This window comes from Paraburkholderia sediminicola, from assembly GCF_902859805.1.
GTDB lineage: Bacteria > Pseudomonadota > Gammaproteobacteria > Burkholderiales > Burkholderiaceae > Paraburkholderia > Paraburkholderia sediminicola.
The window spans coordinates 186,247-205,285 of record NZ_CADIKC010000001.1 but is presented as its reverse complement, the minus strand read 5'-3'; the positions used below and the strand labels follow the sequence as shown (position 1 = coordinate 205,285).

Sequence of the window (19,039 nt, the reverse complement as noted above, 5' to 3'; positions counted from 1 at the left end):
TTTTATCTCATCAAGCATGTTGAGGTAAAGCGACGGCTGGCTCGGTCCCGAAACGGCGTCGATCCTGACAACGGAGCGTGCGATGAACGGTGTGCCCTTTCCCATTGGACCTTGTGTGTTGGCGTTCGTCGTGATCGCGGCGTTGTCGGACGTGCACACGCGAAGGATTCCGAACTGGCTCGTTGCCACGGCGCTCGTCGTCGCGCTGCCGGTGCAGGTGGTACTCCACGGGGCAGTTGAAGGGATGCAAATGTGGTTAGGTGGTTGTCTGACGGGTGGCTTGTTGCTCCTGCCGGGTTATCTGATGCGGTTGATGGGTGCAGGCGACGTAAAGCTGATGGCCGCTGTCGGTTCGTTTTGCGGCGCATACGGCGCATTCGAAATTGGACTGGCGACCTTTGCGATTGGCGGTGCATGGTCGCTGGTGGTGTTGCTCAGGCGGCGCCAGATGTTGACGGGATTGATTGGGGTCGCTTCGCTACTGGTCGAGACTGCTGTGCCCGGTGACGGCATGGTGCAGCGACGCAGCGGCCTCGCGGACGGTTCGATCGGAACCATACCGTACGGTGTAGCGATAGCGATAGGCAGCACGTTCGTGTTATTCGCGAGCGTGTGACGAGGCAGGCAAGGGAAGGTGTGACGCACGGTTCTGACCAGCCGGCGTGAAGACATGAGGCCCAAATGGCCTGAGTCTCCGTAGAGAGGCACACGTTAAGAGGATAACCGGGACGTCGTTGTTGCACTGGTGCGCAAACACGATTCACCTGGAAAGCGCCTTCGCAGGAAGGCCAACCAGATTCGGGGGATGTGATGAGAACAACGATCAAGCCGGCCGGGCATCCGGCCGCACACGGGTTGGACCGCTGCGCAACGACCGGCGGTCAATCGATCGACCTGCTGATGCTGGTGATCATCCAGGAAGCGCGACGCAGGCTCAGCGAACAGATGCAGCGCGAGCCGCTGCATGCCACCTCGCGTCTCGATAGCGCGGCAGCGGTTGGACACAATGTCATCGCTTCGACGCCGCTGCACCCACTGGAATTCAACTAATACACCGTCATCGGATGCTGTAGCTCAATTCTCATAGCGTCGTCGACAGACGACAGGATGCAGGAGAACGAAATGAAAAATGCCCGCGCTTTAATCATGCTGCTGATCGCCACGATTGCCGGCCTGACCGCGGTGGTTTTTGCGGCGCGCTGGATGACGTCGCAGACCTCGAGCGCGACGACGAAAGTCGTCGTGGCCGCGTCTGACATCAACCTGGGTCAACGCATCTCGCCTGATTTCCTCAAAGTGGCGGACTGGCCGTCGAACAGTGTGCCGCCGGGTTCGTTCACCGACATGCAAAAGCTGGAAGGCCGCGTGCTGAAGGAAAGCCTCTTGCACGGCGAGCCGATCCTCGAGGCGAAGCTCTCGCCGGTCGGCACGCTCGGCGGTTTGTCGGCGGTCATCAACGAAGGCAAGCGCGCGATCACAGTGCGTGTGAACGATGTGATCGGTGTCGCCGGCTTCGCATTGCCGGGCAACTACGTCGACATCATCGTTAATACACAGAAAGACAGCAAGGACCCGAGCACGCAGCGCGATCAGAACATTTCGAAGATCGTGCTCGAAAAGATTCTCGTCCTTGCGGTCGCGCAGGAAGTTGGACGCGACGAGACCAAACCGAAAGTCGTCGATGCGGTGACGCTCGAAGTGTCGCCCGAGCAGGCTGAAAAGATCGACCTGGCGCGCAGCATCGGCACGCTTTCCCTTGTGTTGCGCAATCAGATCGACCCACAAGCTACCGACACGATCGGCGCCACCAAGGCGTCGCTACTGAAGATTCCGGTGGCCGTACCGGTGGCACCTGAACCGGCACCGGTGGCACGCATCGTACGCAAAGTAGCAGCGCGGGCGCCAGGCAACTGCGTACGGGTGCTTGACGGTGCAGATTCAAGACAAGAATGCTTCTGACAGGCTCAGCCTGCAAGCCGTGACAAACGGCGCCATTACGGGGGTAGGACATGAACGCCAGACCGAATCATCGCGCGAATGCGACGAGTGCTCCGCACGTCACGCAACCCAGGACCCGGCTGCGGATCGCTCAGGCGAGCGCATGCGGGCTGATCGGTACCTGCCTGTGGGCGTTGCCCGCCGCGCAGGCCGCCGGGCAGAACGTGCCGGCGCTGCCGGATACACCGCTTACCGTTGCGGCCAGCGGGCCGGTGCATCTGACCATCGGCATGAGCGGCAGCGGCGCGCCTACCAACGGCTCGTCGCAAGCCGGCAGAGGCCCGAGCTGCACAGGGCCCGTCGCTGACCATACGTCGGTACAGATTCCTGTTGGCAAGTCGACCATGGTCGATCTGCGTGAGCCCGTGCGTACGCGCACGGTTGGTAACCCATCGATCGTGCAGGCGATGCTGGTGTCGCCGACAACCCTCTATCTGCTCGGGTCTGACGTTGGTACAACCAACATGATCGTGCAGGGCAAGAGCGGCTCGTGCACGATCATCGACGTGAATGTCGGCGCAGACCCGGCCGGCCTGCAACAGACACTCGCGGTGCTGATGCCTGAAGAAACCGGTGTGCAGGTGAAGGCCGCTGCCGACACGCTGGTGCTGACGGGCGTGGTGTCGGACTCGGTGAAAGCTGAGCGCATCGTCGAACTCGCGCATGCGTTTGTGGCGCGTCCTACCGCGGCCGTGCCGAGCGCCGCGCCGGCTGCGGGGCCGCTGCCGATCGGCGGGGCGCGCCTGGCTATCCAGCCGCCGCCGTCGTTAGGAGGCGGCAATTCGGAACGCATCATCAATATGATGCATATCGCCGCGCCTCAGCAGGTGATGCTCGAGGTGAAGGTTGCCGAAGTGTCGAAGACGCTCATCGACCAACTTGGCATGGCAGCTAACATCAATGGCGGCTTCGGCAGCTGGAGTTTTGGCTTGCTGGCGGATTTCCTGTCGGGTGGGCTTAGCGCCATCACAGCATCGAAGGCCAACAACTCGCCGCTGAAGCTGGCGTTTGACGCCCAGAAAACTGATCAACTCGTGAAGATTCTCGCCGAGCCGAACCTGATGGCGATCAGCGGCCAGGAAGCGAGTTTCCTCGCGGGCGGCAAGGTCTACATTCCGGTGCCGCAAAGCAACGGTGCGAACGGCACGACGATCGTGCTGCAGGAAGAGCAATACGGCGTCGGCCTGACCTTTACGCCGACCGTGCTCGAAGGCGGCCGCATCAACCTGAAGGTCGCACCGGAAGTATCGGAACTGTCGTCGACAGGCGTTGCGGTCACCGCTGGCAACTCCAACAACACAACGATCCTGCCACTGATCACAACCCGCCGCGCCTCGACCACGCTGCAGGTCTACGACGGCCAGAGTTTCGCGATTGGCGGTCTGCTCAAAAGCAGCGTGACCGGCACGCTCAAGGGTCTGCCAGGAGCGGGCGAACTTCCGGTGCTAGGCGCGCTGTTCCGGAGCACGAGTTACGAACAGGACAAGACGGAACTGGTGTTCGTGGTCACGCCGCGCCTTGCGAAACCGCTGCCGCGAAACTATCCGCTGCCAACTGACGGGTTCGGCGATGCGGGCGAAGCCAACGTCTATCTGACCGGCAACATGGAAGGCAAGAAGCGCGCGACGCCGGCGGCAGGCGCTTCATCGGCCGCTACAACGACGTCGCCCGTACTGGTTGCGCCGACGCTGCCGCCGCAACCGGCGCCTGCCCCTGATCGCAACACGGTACCGGTCTCCGGGCCCGCTCGGGTACCGGCACCGGACGACGACCACGGCACGCCCGACTCGCAGCCGCTCACGTCCACCAAACCCAATGACGCGCCGCGTAGCGAACCGGTCCCCGCCGCGGCGGTGGTCAGTGCGACGCTCCCCGCGGACGCCGACTCACACGCGGCGCGGTGATAGAAGCGCGCATCTAACGGTTATTCGGAGATCGACATGAAAACCATTCCCACACTGATCCGCCTCGCGTTGTGCGCTGGCGTGACTGTAACGCTCGCCGGGTGCCTCACCTCGACACCCCACTGGGACGCGACCTTCGGCGATTCGGTCAACCAGCTCAAGGCAATGCAGACACTCAATCCGGAAGCCTCGGCCAACACCGATCCGGTGTCGGGCATCGACGGTACGGCGGCGGTAGCCGGACAGAAGGGCTACGCCAAATCGTTCACCGCGCCGACACCGCCAACGAATATGTTCACGATCGGCGTCGGCTCGAGCAGTAGTTACTGAAACAGGTTCTGGCAACAGAACCTTGCAGGGTCAGCGGAGACTTGAAATGATCGACATCCTCCTGATTTCGTCCAGCGCGGAACGCTCGACGCACATCGGCGCACGGCTCGAAGCAAGCGGCGTGGCCTATCGCCTGCGCACCGTGCACGGAGAGGCGCGCAACTTGCGCGCGCATGCCCCGGCGGTCAAGACGGCGGATCTGTTGATCGTCGACGACGTCGATCTGACGGAGCGCGAACTGAGCGGCATCGAGGAGGCGCTCGTGCAGACGCCGCATCTGCATTGCATGCTGATCACGCCCGCGCCGTCGACCAATCTCCTGATGGCTGCGATGCGCGCCGGCGTGCGGCACGTGTTGTCGTGGCCGCTGGATGAACGCGAAATCGTCAACGCGCTCACGCATGTCTCCAATAAGAAAAACGCAGGATTGCGCCGCGAAGGACGCATGGTATCGGTGAGCTCGTGCAAGGGCGGCAGCGGCACCACGCTGATCGCCGTAAACCTCGCGTACACCCTCGCCGCGCAGCGCGAAAAGCGCGTGTTGCTGATCGACCTGAACCAGCAGTTTGCCGACGCGAGCCTACTGGTGGCCGACAAGGCGCCGCCGGCGACGCTCGCCGATCTGTGCTCGCAGATCGACCGGCTCGACGCCGCTTTCTTCGAAGCCTGCGTGATGCACGTTCACCCGAATCTGGACGTGCTGGCCGGTGCTGGCGATCCGGTCAAAGCAGCCGAGCTGCGCCCTGCACATCTGGAACGGATGTTCGCGCTGGTGCGTGAACAGTACGACGCGGTCATCGTCGATGTCGGGCAGAGTATCAACCCGCTCGCGATTCATGTGCTCGATCACAGCGACTCGATTTGCATGGTGATACGGCAGAACATTCTCTATCTGCATTCCGGGCGCCGCATGCTCGATATCTTCAAGGAACTCGGTTATTCGGCGAGTAAGGTGCGGCTGATCGTGAACCAGTACGACAAGAACGCACGTATCAGCCTGGCGACGCTCGAGGAAACACTTGGCGCCAAAGCCGCGCATCAGTTGCCGCGCGACGAAAAACACGCGAACGACGCGCTTAATCACGGCATACCGATCGTCACGACGGCCAAGGGCAGTGCGCTCGCCCAAGGGATCGTTCTGCTCGCCGAAACGTTGTGGCCGGTCGTCGCGGCGCCGCGCAAAGGCGTGCTGAGCCGCCTCTTCGCGACCCGGCCAAATCCCCTTCAACAGTTGAAGACTGAACACTGACCGGCTAACGGCAGCGGAGACCATCATGTCATTGCGCGAACAGATGTCGATCCAGAACGGATTTATGCCGGCAGATACGGCGGGCGCGGCAGCGGCAGGCGTCGCCGCCGAGAGCCTTGCGGCGCGGCGCGCGTATCAGCAGCTCAAGATGAATATTCATCAAACGATCATCGAGCGCGTCGAACTGGACAAGCTGCAACGCCTTTCACCTGAGCAAGTCAAGCGCGAACTGGCGCAACTCGTCGAGCGCATTGTCGAGGAAGACAAGATTCCGATGAACGAGCTGGAGCGCCGCCGGCTTGCGCAGGACGTGCATGACGAGATGGTCGGACTCGGGCCGCTCGAACCGCTGCTTAGCGATCCGACCATTTCCGACATTCTGGTCAACACGTCACAGCACGTGTACGTCGAACGCCGCGGCCGCCTCGAACACACCGACGTGACCTTCTACGATGATGCTCATTTGATGAAAATCATCGAGCGGATCGTCTCACGGGTAGGCCGGCGCATCGACGAATCGACACCGATGGTCGATGCACGCCTGCCGGACGGCTCACGCGTCAACGCGATCATTCCGCCGTCGGCGATCGACGGCCCCCTGGTGTCAATTCGCCGCTTCGCGGTGAATCCGCTGACCGTGACCGATATGGTGAACAACCAGAGCTTCACGCCGGCGATGGCGCAACTACTCGAAGCGCTGATCAAGTCGAAGCTCAACGTGCTGATTTCGGGCGGCACTGGCAGCGGCAAAACGACCTTGCTGAATCTGCTGTCCGGTTTCATTCCCGACGACGAGCGGATTGTCACGATCGAAGACGCGGCGGAACTGCAACTGCGCCAGCAACACGTGCTGCGCCTCGAAACGCGTCCGCCGAATATTGAAGGCAAGGGCGAAATTTCGCAGCGTTCGCTGGTGCGCAATGCGCTGCGGATGCGGCCCGATCGCATCGTACTGGGCGAGGTGCGGGGCGCCGAAGCGCTTGACATGCTGCACGCGATGAACACCGGCCACGAAGGTTCGATGGCGACGCTGCATGCGAATACACCGCGCGATGGTTTGACACGGCTGGAAAACATGGTTGGCATGGCCGGCCTGACGATGCCGATCAAGGCGATCCGCCAGCAGATCGCCTCGGCGATCACGGTGGTCGTGCAGGCGTCGCGGCTCACGGATGGCCGCCGCAAGTTGATGAGCATTCAGGAAATCACCGGCATGGAGGGCGACATCATCAACATGCAGGAGATCTTTACGTTCAAGCGTACCGGTGTCGACGAAAACGGCATGATCAAAGGTTACTTCTGCGCGACCGGCGTTCGCCCGAAGTTCTGCGACCGGCTGGCCGGCTTCGGTATCACGCTGCCCGATCAGATGTTCGATCCCACGCGGCATCTGGACGTGTAAGCACACGACGCGAACCGCAAGGTCCGCGTCGTCCAAGGAGTCGAGCATGAACACATCGTTTATCGGTTTCGCGGTTCTGGCGTTTCTGGCGATCGTGCTGCTGATCGAGAGCATCTACCTGTTCTGGAGCAGCCATCATGGCCCTGTCGTCAAGCGCATGGACGAGCGCATCCGCGCATTGTCCGCGGGCGGCAATGTGAGCGCGGAGCAACTGTCGATTCTGAAGCAACGCATGCTGAGCGAATCGCCAGCGCTCACCCGGCTTCTGCTGGTTTTGCCGCGCGTGCATACGCTTGACCGCCAGTTGCAACAGTCGGGGCTCACGTGGTCGGTAGCGCGTTTTGTGACCTATGCGCTCCTGTCCGGGCTCACGGGGCTGTTCATCGGATTCGTGCTGCATGTGCCATGGACCGTGATGCTCGGACTCGCCGGCGCGAGCGCGCTGCTGCCGCTGATGGTCCTGCGCCGCAAGCGCGGCAAACGTGTGTTGCAGCTGGAGCGACAACTGCCGGACGCCGCCGATCTGATTGGCCGTGCGCTGCGCGCCGGGCACTCGTTTCCCGCTGCGCTTGGGATGGTCGGCGAAGAACTTCCCAATCCACTTGGCGGAGAGTTTGCGCTGGCATTCGACGAGATCAATTACGGCGTGTCGATGAACGATGCGCTGCTGAACATGGTGAACCGGGTGCCGGTGGACGATCTTCGTTATTTTGTGATCGCCGTGCTGATCCAGCGCGAGGCGGGTGGCAACCTCGCGGAGATCCTCGGTTGCATCAGCAACATTATTCGCGAGCGCCTGAAGCTGCTGGGCAAGGTGCGAGTGCTGTCGGCGGAGGGGCGGCTGTCGGCATGGATTCTCGGCTTGCTGCCGTTCGTCGTCGTAGGGGTACTGTCCCTGCTCAACCCGGGATATATCAAAGTGTTCTGGGCCGATCCGACCGGCATCCGTCTTGCCGTGTCTGCGCTCACGATGATGCTATTCGGCATCTTGTGGATGCGCAAGGTGATACGTATCCGCGTGTAGTCGCGGGATCGGAACGATTTCAAGCCGGCGCATCGGGTAACAACGAATCGAGGAGGGCGGGGCAGCCCGCAGACCATGAGAACCGAACAAATCGTCATGCTGGGCCTGATGTTTCTCATAGTGTTCGGCGCCATGCTGAAGGCGATGATGCTGTTGCGGCCCGATCCATTGCAACGGCGTATCGATCATGTCGGTGCACCGGCGTCCCTCGACGAGTCCGACTCGGGCAAACAGAATACGTGGGTCGAAACCGTCACGAAAATGTCCCACCATGTCGCAAAACTTTCTTTGCCGAAAGAAGATTGGGACAAGTCGACGCTCCGGTTGCGGTTTGCCAATGCAGGCATCCGCAATCCGTCCGCCCCGGCGCTTTATTTCGCCGCGAAGACCCTGCTGGCGCTGGTGTTGCCGGCCATAGCCCTGATTTTTTGCGGAAGCCTGTTCACCCCTGAGCGGCGCATGTTGCTGCTGCTTGCAGTGCTCGCTGCGTCGGCGCTCGGTTTCTATCTGCCGAACCTGGTCCTTTCACGCATGATCGAACAACGGCAGCGCAAGCTGTTCGAGGATCTGCCTGATGCGCTTGATCTGATGACCGTCTGTGTGGAGGCCGGCCTTGGCCTCGACGCGGCTATGATGCGCGTCACACGGGAAATCGGCGTAAGAAGCCACGCGCTGAAAGACGAATTCGAGTTGGTGTTGCTCGAACTGCGTGCCGGTTCGGGACGCGATAAGGCGCTGCGCAACCTGTCGCTGCGCACCGGCGTCGAAGATATCGACACGCTCGCTGCGATGCTGATTCAGGCCGATCGATTCGGCACCAGCGTCGGCGATTCGCTGCGTGTCTATACAGACAACCTGCGCACCAAACGCCGCATGCGCGCTGAAGAGAAGGCTGCCAAGATCGCGCTCAAGTTACTGTTTCCGCTGATGTTCTTTATCTTTCCCGCATTGGTTACGGTATTGATTGGTCCGGCAGCGATCCAGGTGATACGCCAGCTGGTGCCCACGATGAGTGGCATCTAGGGAAGCATGGACCCCATGCCGGCCTCGATGACGATACCTGGTGACCCTCAACGAGGAGACGATATGAAAATTGCTCGTCCGCAATTGAAGCAAGCGCCGAAGCGAACGCTCAAACAGCGTGGTGTCGTCACTGTTGAGTTTGCGCTGCTTGCTCCGGTGCTGCTTCTGCTGCTGTGCATTGCGATGGATTTGGGGATCGCGCTGTGGGTCAACCTGACGATGCAATATGCAGTGCGCGAGGGCGCACGCTATTCAGTGACCGGTCAAAGCAACCTCGACCCGAACGCGACCAATCAGCAGCGTTATCTCGCGATCGTCCAGGAGATCAAGGATAGTTCAATGGGTTTGTACAACATGGTGTCACCCAGCTATACGATTACGATCAACGGCGTGACGCAAAGCTATAACACCCAGGCGAGCTACGGATCCAGCATGTTCGGCAGTCCTGGCGACATCGTGGTGTTGCAGATCAATTGCATCTGGCCGTTGCTGACGCCGTTGGTCAGCCCGTTCTTCGCCGGAGGCCAATATAGCTTTAGCGTCGCGACGACGATGCGCAACGAGGGCTTCTAACATGAAGACAAAACCATGGGGGAGGAGCCGCGGCAAGGCCACGGGTATCGTCAGCGTGGAACTGGCGCTATTGCTGCCGATACTCGTTGCGCTTGCGCTGCCGGTCGTCGACGTCGCGCGCAACATCCAGGCGCAGATGATTCTGATCAGCGTGAGCCGCGAAGGGGCGAACCTGTCGTCGCGCGCGTCTCTGACGTATCCGATGCAGACCATCATGTCGTCGCTCACCGCGACCACGCCGCCGCTCAACATGAACGCGAACGGCATGGTCTACATCACTGAGATCATGGGCAACAACAACTGCGACGCCAACGGCAACAACTGCACCGGGGTGGTGGTCGCGCAGTATCGCTGGACCGGCGGCAACTACTTTCCGGCAAGCAAACTGTGGACCTGTGGCAGCAGCAGCGGCACGAGCACGAGCTGGGCCACCGATGGCACGGGTAGTTGCAGCGGCTTGCCCGCGCCAGGCAGCAACTCGCCGGTCGTGAATCTGTTGCAAGGCAACCTATCGAGCGGGCAGATTGCGTACGCCGTCGAAGCGTTTTATCTGCAAACACCGCTGATCGGATCGTTAAATCTGGGTGGCGGTGTCACGACACCGGCGCTGTCGCCGAATCTGTATGCGATGACGGTGTTCTGATTCAAAATAAAAGCAGGTCGGGGGATGGAATGAAAACAGCGCCATGCAAACATCAGAAAGGCTCGATCAGTATCCTTGTCGCGGTATCGCTGGTCGCGTTGCTGGGCATTGTTGGCCTCGCAATCGATTCGGGTCTCGGCTACATGATTCGGGCGCGGCTCGATGCCGCCACCGACGGCGCGGTAGTCGCCGCGGGCCAGGCCGTCACGCGCGGCAACAATAAGTCAGAGCAGACCACGAACGCGACGCAGGCCGCCAATGCGTTTTTTGCGGCCAACTATCCGGCCGGCTTTCTCGGCTCGACGGCAACGGCCGGTACGCCCTCAGTCGTGTTCGATAATCAGGGGACCGTGACGATCGGCATGTCGGCGCAGGCCCAGGTGCCGGTCACCTTCATGCAGACGCTTGGGTTCAAGGTGCTGAACGTTAGCGCATCTTCGCAGGCGATCCGCAAGACGCTCGATATGGCGTTTGTGATCGATACGACTGGGTCGATGGGAACGGACCCGACCGAGCCACCCGTGGTGCGAGCGAACGCCATCTCGTTCCTGAACAGCTTTGACATCACGAACGACCGGGTCGCCCTGATGCATTTCGCTTACGGCACTATCATCGACACGCCGTTCAAACTGGACAGCTCACGTGGTTTCGAGCGCGCGACGATGACGTCGCAAATCCAGAAATATAGCTTCTCTGGCAGCACCAATTCCTCGGAAGCGTTCTGGAATGCGCGTAATCAGATGAACAAGTTGCAGAATCCGTCGAGTCTACGCGTGATCGTGTTCTTTTCCGATGGTGCGCCGAATAGCTTTGCGTCGGCGTTTACGTTTGCGAAGAAGGCCAAGGCGTGTAACAACCTCGTTGGCACGATAGCGTCGCCCGACAGTAAAGGCAAGATGAGCGGGCTGTGGCGCTTCGATCAGTTGCAGACAGCGTTTAGTTCGCCGTGTTACGACTCGGATCTGGAGGGCGATTCGAGCAGTTTCATCCCGTCACTTCCCGCCTACTACAATGCGCACAATCCGACCGACACGACCTTTCCGATCATCACGAATAGTCCGCGCGTTGTCACGGCGGCCGTCACCTATCAGAATGTCAATCGAGCCTCACGCAACCTGCTCGAAGCGATGGCAGCGGACGCACGCAACAACAACATCTATGTGTTCACGCTCGGCTTGGGCCCGCAGCTAGTGCAACCCGCAGGCCCCGATAACGAGTTGGGCCAGGACGTTCTCAAATGCATGGCGAATACACCCGATTCGCTACCGCGCTGCTACAACTCGAAGCAGCCGGTAGGCGTGTATTGCCACGCGGCGACACCCGGGGACCTGGCGCCATGCTTTTCGCAGCTGGCGTCGCAAATCCTTCGTATTTCGCAGTGAGCGCACCATGACACCGACTCTCCAGTGAGCGCCCACACCATGCCGGGTAACGCGTGCGAAACTGCCGCGGCGCCCACACGCATCACACTGCTGTTGCTCGTGGCGGCCTCATGCGTGACAGTGGACATGTCGCTGGTCACGCGCGTACCGGTTCGTCCGGCAGCCAATGTGTCTCGGCTAATTCATCGCGGACATCGGCTTCCTGCTGACGAACTTCGGTTTGCAGAATATGATCGTGTAAGCGTGCCAGTTCGCGCCGCAGGTCATGGGCCAATGTTCTCGACCCTGCGCGGGCCAGGTTGGGCGGCCAGGCGATTGAGCGTACCGTATTGACTGGGAAATCACATGTTTGCATCGGGCGGATTTTCTGAACTGCTGCACCACGCGAGCCACTGGCTGGGCGCCTTCGCGCTCGCCCTGCTGATGATGGGCGTGGGCGGGGCACTGGAGCGCCGCTGGCCGGCCGACTTATTGCAATCGCGCGCCGGGATGCGCTTTAACGTCGCCTACGCGGCGCTGTATATGGCATTCGCGGAAGTCATGCGGCCGCTCATGGCGATGATCAGTGTCGCATTAGTCAATGCGCTCGGCGGAGGCTGGGTCGTGCTGGCCTCGCGGGGATGGGGCGCGTTGGCGTCCATCGTAATCGTACTATTGACGTTCGATGTGCTGGAGTATGCGTTTCACCGCTTGCAGCATGCATGGCCTGTGCTGTGGAAGCTGCATTCACTGCACCACAGTGCCGCCGAGTTCAATATCACGGTGACGTTCAGGCATCACTGGCTCGAGGTGCTCCTCAAGGGATGCCTGCTCTATCCAGTGGTCGGCGTGCTGTTCAGGGTCGAGCCGTGGATCGTCGGCGTGACCGGGATCATTTTCATGTTCGGCAATTACTTCGCGCATATGAATCTGCGCATCGACCTGGGGCGCTTCACGACGTGGGTCAACAATCCGCAATACCATCGCCTGCATCACTCGAATCGCACCGAGCATTACGACCACAACTTCACGCAATTACTGCCGCTGTGGGATCACCTGTTCGGCACCCTCTGGGTGCCCTCGAAGCACGAATGGCCGGCCACCGGTCTGGACGACGGCGCGCAACCGCGTTCACTGCTGGGCGCGCTGAGCTGGCCGCTGCTTTCGCAAGCCCGGCGTGTTCTAACCAGCACTCCCACCACGCACCGCCTTGCCCCCCGTCAAACAAACAACCATGGTAGCCACGACGAGCACGCATAGCGCCACGCGCAAGCCAAGCAAACCTGCACCGAGTCCGATCAACGGCGGACCCACCAAAAAACCGGCATAACCCGCGGTGGCCGCCATCGAAACACCAACAGCCGGCGTATCGGTCGAGCGGCCCGCCGCGCTGAAAATCACCGGGACGATATTCGCGAGACCGACGCCGACCATGGCAAAGCCCACGCAAGCCGTGAGCACGGTCGGCAGGCTCAACACCAGCGCGAGTCCGGCCGCCGCCAGCAGGCCGCCGAAGCCGACCACCTTGTTCGAACCGAAGCGCCGCACGGACACATCGCCGACGATGCGGCAAGCCGCCATCGAGAATGCAAACGCGGAATAGCCGACCGCCGCGACGCTGGCCGCTTCGGTCAAGGTAGCGCGCAAATACACCGCGCTCCAGTCAGCCACCGCGCCTTCCACCATCATGCAAAGGAACGCGAGCAGCGCAAGCTTCATCACTTTGGCGTTGGGCAATGCGAAGCCACTCGAGGACGCGGCCGCGCGCGGACCGAGATCACGCAATGCCAGCATCGCTGCAGCGGCCATGAGGACGGCGATGAAAACGTCCGGCAGCGCGAGAGCGCCGATTACGCCAATACCGTTTTTCTGAAGCATGGCGCCCGTCGCCGCGCCGAGCAGGCCGCCCGCACTCCACGCCGCATGAAACGACGACATGATGGGCGACTTCCACTGCGTTTCGATTGTGCTGGCGTGGCCGTTCATCGAGACGTCGAGCGCGCCGTTCGCTGCGCCGAGCGCGAGGAGCACGATACACAGCGTCGCCAGGTTCGGTGCGAAGGCGGGCAGCGGCAGCGCGATGACAAACGCAGCGCCGAGCAGCGCGGTGGCCCGGCCGCTGCCGAAGCGCGGCGCCAGCTGTCCGGCCAGCGGCATCGCAATGATGGCCCCTAGCGCGAAGGCGAACAACGCGATCCCCAACGACGTGTCGCTGAGCGACAGGCTTTCCTTGATGCGCGGCACTTCGACTGCCCAGGCGCCGATCCCGAATCCATTGGCGAGAAACACGCCGAGGGTGGCGACCCGCTCCTTGAGCGGTTTCGTGAACGATGTGCCGGCCGGATTAGCGAGTACTTTCATGAGCGCGCCACCATCACGTTGTCGCACACCGCTGCGAGTTGGGCACGCCGCGCGGCCGTCACATCCGCTTCGACGAACAGGTGGTCCACGGCGCGCGCCGGCGCAACGTAAAACGGCGCAGCAGTCATCAGTTTTTCCGAAGTGACGGCGATGGCGACCTGGCTGCTTGCCTGCACCATCGCCCGTTTGAGTTCGGCCTCTTCAGCGTCGAACGCGGCGACGCCTTCGTCTGGATCGAACGCGCACGCACCCAGAAAGCAGAGGTCGGCCTTGATCTGCTGGATCTGCAGCAAGGCTGTGGCGCCGGTCGCGCCGGCTGCGTGCCGCGCGATGCGGCCGCCGACAAGAATGATGTCGAAGCCCGGCCGGTTCAGGAGCCGCGCGCAAGCCTCGGGCGAGTTCGTCACGACGGTTAGATCGGCGTTGTCCGGGAGTGCCGCGGCAATCGCGACGTTGGTCGACCCGGTGTCCAGCAAAATGATCTGCTTGGGCCGGACGATGGACGCAGCGACGACGGCGAGGCAGGCCTTGCGATCCACGGCTTCGTGCATGCGGACCGAGGCGTCTACGCCGGCAGGCGAGATCAGCAGGGCGCCGCCATACACGCGCTTGCAATGGCCCTGATCGGCCAGCTCGCGCAAGTGGCGGCGGACCGTATGTTCAGATGTTTGGAATTCGGCAGCGAGTTCGGATGCCAATACGCGGCCCTGTGCCCGCAGCCGTTCCAGAATCAGCCGCTCCCGTTCCTCGGGCAGAAGCCCGTCCACTGCGTCCTGTCGCGTTCGTTGCATGACTTTACCCTGCTCGGTTGCGAAACGATCATAATCGAGCATAATTTAACGTAAACGAGCGGACAGGGCAACGGTGCGGTCGAAATTCTTCTGGATGGACAGGTTCGGCAGGTTGTTAAGGCACTGGCGCCGGCACTGGCGCCGGCTGGGCGGTCTGCGGTCTGCTTAAAAGGGCTGGAGGCCTGTAATCGCCGAGGCTGCGATCCACGCGCGCCATTGCGACGTGAAATTGAATTCGGCATCGATTGCAAACGCCGAGTCGAGCGCGTCATTGAGCGTCGCTCCGCGTTGCAAGGCATCGAAAGCAGCATGTGCGGCGGGGCATTGAACGAGTATCTGCGGCCGCCATTGTGGTCGCACGACCAGTGCATGGGTCGGTGACTCGGGATTTGCCGGAAAGGAGCCGCCTGGCTGGTGCGCTGCCCAGATCTCGGCAATCGCATAGGGTGAAGCGATGAGCGCGCAGGCGGGATGCACAGCCAGTTTCGCTTCGAGCAACTCCTCGGGGCGGATGGCGGCCCATTCCACTTGCGTGAGCGCGTTAGCGTCGGCGGCAAAGTAGGCCAGATGCAGCGACCACTCGAGACACGCGAGGTCGGCGAAATAGCGGAAACGGGGGGCTTGTTCGTAGGTTTCGATGAAAGCCGGTAGCGCTGCGCCGAAGCGATTGAGGTCGCCGCTCTGTGACGGATGGGCTTCTGCGTAAACCACTGACAACGCATCGAAGTAGTCTTCGCCGACTAGCGCTAACAGGACTGGATACGCACTCGCGAGTGCGGTCCGCTGATTGGCGCGAATGCTACTCCGATAGAGGTCGATGCGTCGGCGCAGATTGTCCGCGAGTTCGTTGGCGGCGCCATTGCCATCGCCGCTGACGCCGGGTGTTTGTTCAGCGGCGCATCCAGAACTGTCCGCGCGACCTTCCGCGTAATCGACTCCACGCCCCGTGCATTGCAGTTGCGAAAGCACAGGCCGCTGTTCGCCTTCAAGCGATTCGGCAAACATGCGCTGCAGTGACTCAAGCGGTGTGCGCATTGCCGGCTTCGTATTGAGTCGAAGGGCTGAGTGCCGATCGCCCGCCGTGAACGGTTTTCTGGATATCGCGTGCGCGACCTGCCTCGTCGAGTAAAACGCTTAACGCCGGTACATCGGTATCCCACTCGATCAGCGTCGGTATCGTACCGAACCGCTGCAGTGCGTACTCATAAAGCGCCCAGACTTCGTTCGCGACACGTGAGCCGTGATCGTCGATGACGGCGATGTCCGTCACGCGATGACCAGCAAGATGAATTTCACCAATCGTGCCGATCGCCAGCGCGTTCATGGCCGCGACGGCGTCCTTTCCATGATTGCATTGGTTCACATACAGGTTGTTCACGTCGAGCAATACGCCACAACCCGTGCGTGACGCGAGTTCGGCAAGAAATGCCGTCTCGCCGTACTGATCGTCGCGGAATCGAACGTAGGTGGAGACGTTTTCCAATAGAACCGGCCGGCCGAGCGCGTCCTGTAGTTCGCTGACACGCACGGAGAGCAGCGCGAGCGCCGCCTCAGTCAAGGGCATCGGCAAAAGATCGTTCAGATAGCCAGCCGATGTCGCGCCCCAGCAAAGATGCTCAGAGACGACAGCCGGCTCGATTCGCTCGATCAGACGTTTGAGCTTCGCAACGTGAGCGAGGTCGAGCTGTTTCGCCGAGCCAAGCCCGAGACCAACCCCGTGCAAACTGACGGGCAGGTCGCGTCGCACGGTGTCGAGCACGTGCAAATCGAAGCCGCCGTCGCCGAAATAGTTTTCACTGTGCACCTCGACCCAGTCGACCGCCGGCGTAGCACCGAGGAAGTCGCGGTAATGGGCATGACGCAAACCGATACCGATGCCGGGCGGCGCGCAGGCAGAAGGAACGGGGGGATGCATCATCGGCCCCGACTGGCACAGGAGCGCCGCATGGGCATCAGGAATGCTGTTCGTCGAACTTGCCGCCCATCTTCTGGCAGGTTCCTTTCGGCACGGTCTTGAAGTCGCCTTTGTCGTTGTCGACCTTGGCCTCACCGGCGCAACCGTGCACACCGGTCTTGCTCGCGCAGTCGTTCTGGCCGGCCTTGGCGACGCCAAAGCACTGAACCCTCTCGTCCGCATGCGCTGCGCTGATGCCGGTGGCCGCGAGTCCTGCGAGGGCCGCGGCGATCAATGCCGGCCGGCTAAGTTTCGAGTTCAATTTGCTTCTCCTGAGTAAGCGGCGATGGATTACTCGCCGCACCATTTCAACCGTCGCTTCGCTATCGGCTGCTTCGGGGCTGGGACGGTGCGCCTGATTCGTGGCGCCGGGGCCATACGTAAGCCGATTTTAAGCCTGCCGCATGAATTATCCGGCATGTTACTGGCTCATCGTACTCGCGCTTTTCACGGCACAGGAGGCGGTGACTTTCTCGCCGTCGCTGAACGAGAACGTCAGCGGGATCGTCGTGCCGATCTTGAGCGGCTGTTTCGGCTGTTCCAGCATCACGTGATAGTTGCCCGGTGCAAAGACGAGCGAGCCGTGCGCGGGCACCGCCACCTGATGGACCATCGCCATGGAAGACGTGCTTCCCTGGCTTTGCGTCTGATGCAGCATGGCCATGCCGAAAGCTTCAGTGCTGATGCCGGTGAGATTGACCGGTTGATCGCCCGTATTGCCGGCCTTGAAATAGCCGCCCGATGGCAGGTCACCCGGCAACGCGCGGATCCAGCAATCCGATACGCTCACGGTTGCCGCGGCGCCGGCGAAGGCCTGAACGGATGATCCGCACAGCAAGGCGGCGAGGAGAAGGTTGCGTGACGTCTTCATGATGTGTTCCTTGTTTTTAGCGGCGGAAATGAGGCGTTAAGCAGGTTGCCGCGTAGCGCGGCCAAAAATAGTACGGTCGGCAAGCCACACTGCGAGTAGCGTGGCGCCCATCAATGGAAAGACTATGCCGAGCAGAACGAGACCGGTTTTCCAGCCACGCATCGGCGGTGCGGCGCGTTCGCGCGAGGGTGCGCCGAGCGAGCGCTGCGGCCGGCGCTTCCACCACATCACGAAGCCGGTCACAGCCATTCCCGCGAGGCCAAGCGAAATCACAGCGCAGAGAATCTGATTGGCGACGCCGAAATAGCGGCCCATATGCAACGACGTGCCGTACGACACGGCCTTCGACACCGCGCCGTAGTCGCCGTAACGGATGTCTTTCAGCACCGTGCCGCTGTATTGGTCGATGTACAGCGTGCGCTCGTCTTTCGGGTCGGCGGGAAAGTACGAGACGGTGTAGACGCCTGTCGCGGATGAAGGCAGCACGATGTCGTAGCCGCTCTGAACACCCAGCGATGCGACGAGGTCAACGATGTGTCCGAGCGGCAGCGCTTGCGCCGCGTGCGCATCGGCGGATTGCGGCACTGGCGTGTTGCCGACAGCCCACGGCGTGAGTGGCAAGGGCAGATCGTCCATCACCATGCCCGGCATCGAGTCCATGTTCGCCTGGTGCGCGCTGTGTTCCCCGTGGCCCTGCTGCGTTTCGGCGCCTGCGTCCGCAGTACCCGCATGCTTGTCAGCACGCACGCCGGGCAGGGCAGAACGCAACGGCAAGCCACCCCACGAACCCGGCGGCGCGCCAAGATTAGCGGCGGTCGCGAGCGCTTTGAACTGCTTACCCCATGAGCCTGTCCACGGCAGACCGCTCAGCACGAAGATGAGCGCACCGAGCGCGAGCCAGATACCCATCACGACATGAAGATTCTTCCAGAGCGGACGTCCTCGCAGCGAGAAGCGCGGCACCAGCGCCGCGCGTGCGGTGGTCTTCTCACGCGGCCACCAGAGTGCGATGCCGGTGCCGATCATCACTAGCGTCCAGCACGCGGCCAATTCCATCAGCAATTCACCTGGTTTGCCGAGCAGCAGCTTGCGGTGAAGCATGCGGTCCACCTGCATGAAGCGGTGCTCGACGCTCAGCGTGCCCAATACTTCGCCGCTGTACGGGCTCAGATAGACGCTCTGTTTTTCGCCGTCGGCGAGGCGAAAAATGAACTCGGTGCTGCGCTCCAGTGCGCTCGCAATGGGTGCCGTCACCGCGCGCGCGTCGGCAGGCATCGCCGCGCGGGCTTTGGCGAGCAATGCGTCTTCGGTCAGCCTGGGCATGGCTTGCGGTTCGACGATCAGGCGGTGCGGGTAAAGCAGCGGTTCGATTTGCGGCTGGAAGCAATACAGCGTGCCGGTGATCGCGAGCACGACCAGAAACGGCATCACAAAGAGTCCTGCGTAAAAGTGCCAGCGCCAGAGCGTCCGGTAGCCGGCGTTCGCGGCGCCTGGTGCCGAGGTCGCGCGTTGTGCGGTGGTGGTGGACATTCAATCCTCCTGAAGCAGAAATGGG

The 19,039-nt window shown here is 61.7% G+C and carries 20 protein-coding genes; 13 read left to right on the top strand and 7 right to left on the bottom strand.

The annotated features are described in order from the left end of the window. The first annotated feature begins 82 nt into the window (after positions 1-82). The 13 genes from R8871_RS00930 (at position 83) to R8871_RS00870 (ending at position 12,767) form a co-directional block, all read left to right on the top strand. Positions 83-616: an A24 family peptidase gene (locus tag R8871_RS00930; RefSeq protein ID WP_175048629.1), complete on the top strand. Its 534-nt coding sequence runs from the start codon at positions 83-85 to the stop codon at positions 614-616. Positions 617-810: 194 nt separating this feature from the next. Beyond that, positions 811-1,050: a hypothetical protein gene (locus R8871_RS00925; RefSeq protein ID WP_175048628.1), complete on the top strand. Its 240-nt coding sequence runs from the start codon at positions 811-813 to the stop codon at positions 1,048-1,050. Positions 1,051-1,122: 72 nt separating this feature from the next. After that, positions 1,123-1,959, top strand: coding sequence for a Flp pilus assembly protein CpaB (gene cpaB, locus R8871_RS00920; protein WP_175048627.1), 837 nt, complete (start codon positions 1,123-1,125; stop codon positions 1,957-1,959). A 50-nt stretch (positions 1,960-2,009) separates the two neighbouring features. Further along, positions 2,010-3,902, top strand: a complete 1,893-nt coding sequence (locus R8871_RS00915) for a type II and III secretion system protein family protein (RefSeq protein ID WP_175048626.1) — start codon at positions 2,010-2,012, stop codon at positions 3,900-3,902. 36 nt (positions 3,903-3,938) lie between these two features. Further along, on the top strand, positions 3,939-4,232 hold the full coding sequence (locus R8871_RS00910; protein ID WP_175048625.1) for a hypothetical protein: 294 nt from the start codon (positions 3,939-3,941) through the stop codon (positions 4,230-4,232). A 46-nt stretch (positions 4,233-4,278) separates the two neighbouring features. Next, positions 4,279-5,481, top strand: coding sequence for an AAA family ATPase (locus R8871_RS00905; RefSeq protein ID WP_175048624.1), 1,203 nt, complete (start codon positions 4,279-4,281; stop codon positions 5,479-5,481). A 25-nt stretch (positions 5,482-5,506) separates the two neighbouring features. Then, on the top strand, positions 5,507-6,883 hold the full coding sequence (locus R8871_RS00900; RefSeq protein WP_175048623.1) for a CpaF family protein: 1,377 nt from the start codon (positions 5,507-5,509) through the stop codon (positions 6,881-6,883). A 46-nt stretch (positions 6,884-6,929) separates the two neighbouring features. Next, the gene (locus R8871_RS00895) at positions 6,930-7,907 is read left to right on the top strand and encodes a type II secretion system F family protein (protein WP_175048622.1); all 978 of its coding nucleotides are present in this window, start codon (positions 6,930-6,932) and stop codon (positions 7,905-7,907) included. A gap of 75 nt (positions 7,908-7,982) precedes the next feature. Then, on the top strand, positions 7,983-8,930 hold the full coding sequence (locus tag R8871_RS00890; RefSeq protein ID WP_175048621.1) for a type II secretion system F family protein: 948 nt from the start codon (positions 7,983-7,985) through the stop codon (positions 8,928-8,930). 63 nt (positions 8,931-8,993) lie between these two features. Then, positions 8,994-9,503, top strand: coding sequence for a TadE/TadG family type IV pilus assembly protein (locus R8871_RS00885; RefSeq protein WP_175048620.1), 510 nt, complete (start codon positions 8,994-8,996; stop codon positions 9,501-9,503). 1 nt (position 9,504) lies between these two features. After that, entirely contained in the window at positions 9,505-10,146 is a 642-nt protein-coding gene (locus R8871_RS00880) for a TadE/TadG family type IV pilus assembly protein (RefSeq protein WP_175048619.1), read from the top strand. A 29-nt stretch (positions 10,147-10,175) separates the two neighbouring features. Then, positions 10,176-11,528, top strand: a complete 1,353-nt coding sequence (locus tag R8871_RS00875) for a VWA domain-containing protein (RefSeq protein ID WP_175048618.1) — start codon at positions 10,176-10,178, stop codon at positions 11,526-11,528. A gap of 345 nt (positions 11,529-11,873) precedes the next feature. Next, positions 11,874-12,767: a sterol desaturase family protein gene (locus R8871_RS00870; RefSeq protein WP_175048617.1), complete on the top strand. Its 894-nt coding sequence runs from the start codon at positions 11,874-11,876 to the stop codon at positions 12,765-12,767. Here the strand turns inward: R8871_RS00870 and R8871_RS00865 are convergent. The 7 genes from R8871_RS00865 to R8871_RS00835 form a co-directional block, all read right to left on the bottom strand. Next, positions 12,690-13,868, bottom strand: coding sequence for an MFS transporter (locus R8871_RS00865; protein ID WP_175048616.1), 1,179 nt, complete (start codon positions 13,866-13,868; stop codon positions 12,690-12,692). The genes R8871_RS00870 and R8871_RS00865 overlap by 78 nt on opposite strands. Next, a complete protein-coding gene (locus R8871_RS00860) occupies positions 13,865-14,659 on the bottom strand; it encodes a DeoR/GlpR family DNA-binding transcription regulator (RefSeq protein WP_175048615.1) in 795 nt (264 codons plus the stop codon). Before R8871_RS00860 ends, R8871_RS00865 begins: the two co-directional genes overlap by 4 nt. Before the next feature lie 165 nt (positions 14,660-14,824). Next, positions 14,825-15,694, bottom strand: coding sequence for an HvfC/BufC N-terminal domain-containing protein (locus tag R8871_RS00855; protein ID WP_246287291.1), 870 nt, complete (start codon positions 15,692-15,694; stop codon positions 14,825-14,827). Then, positions 15,678-16,577 (bottom strand): MNIO family bufferin maturase, encoded by a 900-nt coding sequence (bufB, locus tag R8871_RS00850; RefSeq protein WP_246287288.1) that lies wholly within the window; start codon positions 16,575-16,577, stop codon positions 15,678-15,680. Before bufB ends, R8871_RS00855 begins: the two co-directional genes overlap by 17 nt. A 34-nt stretch (positions 16,578-16,611) precedes the next feature. Beyond that, positions 16,612-16,875, bottom strand: coding sequence for a BufA1 family periplasmic bufferin-type metallophore (locus R8871_RS00845; RefSeq protein ID WP_246287286.1), 264 nt, complete (start codon positions 16,873-16,875; stop codon positions 16,612-16,614). A 159-nt stretch (positions 16,876-17,034) separates the two neighbouring features. Next, positions 17,035-17,484: a copper chaperone PCu(A)C gene (locus R8871_RS00840; RefSeq protein WP_175048613.1), complete on the bottom strand. Its 450-nt coding sequence runs from the start codon at positions 17,482-17,484 to the stop codon at positions 17,035-17,037. Positions 17,485-17,520: 36 nt separating this feature from the next. Continuing rightward, positions 17,521-19,014 (bottom strand): PepSY-associated TM helix domain-containing protein, encoded by a 1,494-nt coding sequence (locus R8871_RS00835; RefSeq protein WP_175048612.1) that lies wholly within the window; start codon positions 19,012-19,014, stop codon positions 17,521-17,523. Positions 19,015-19,039: the final 25 nt, after the last annotated feature.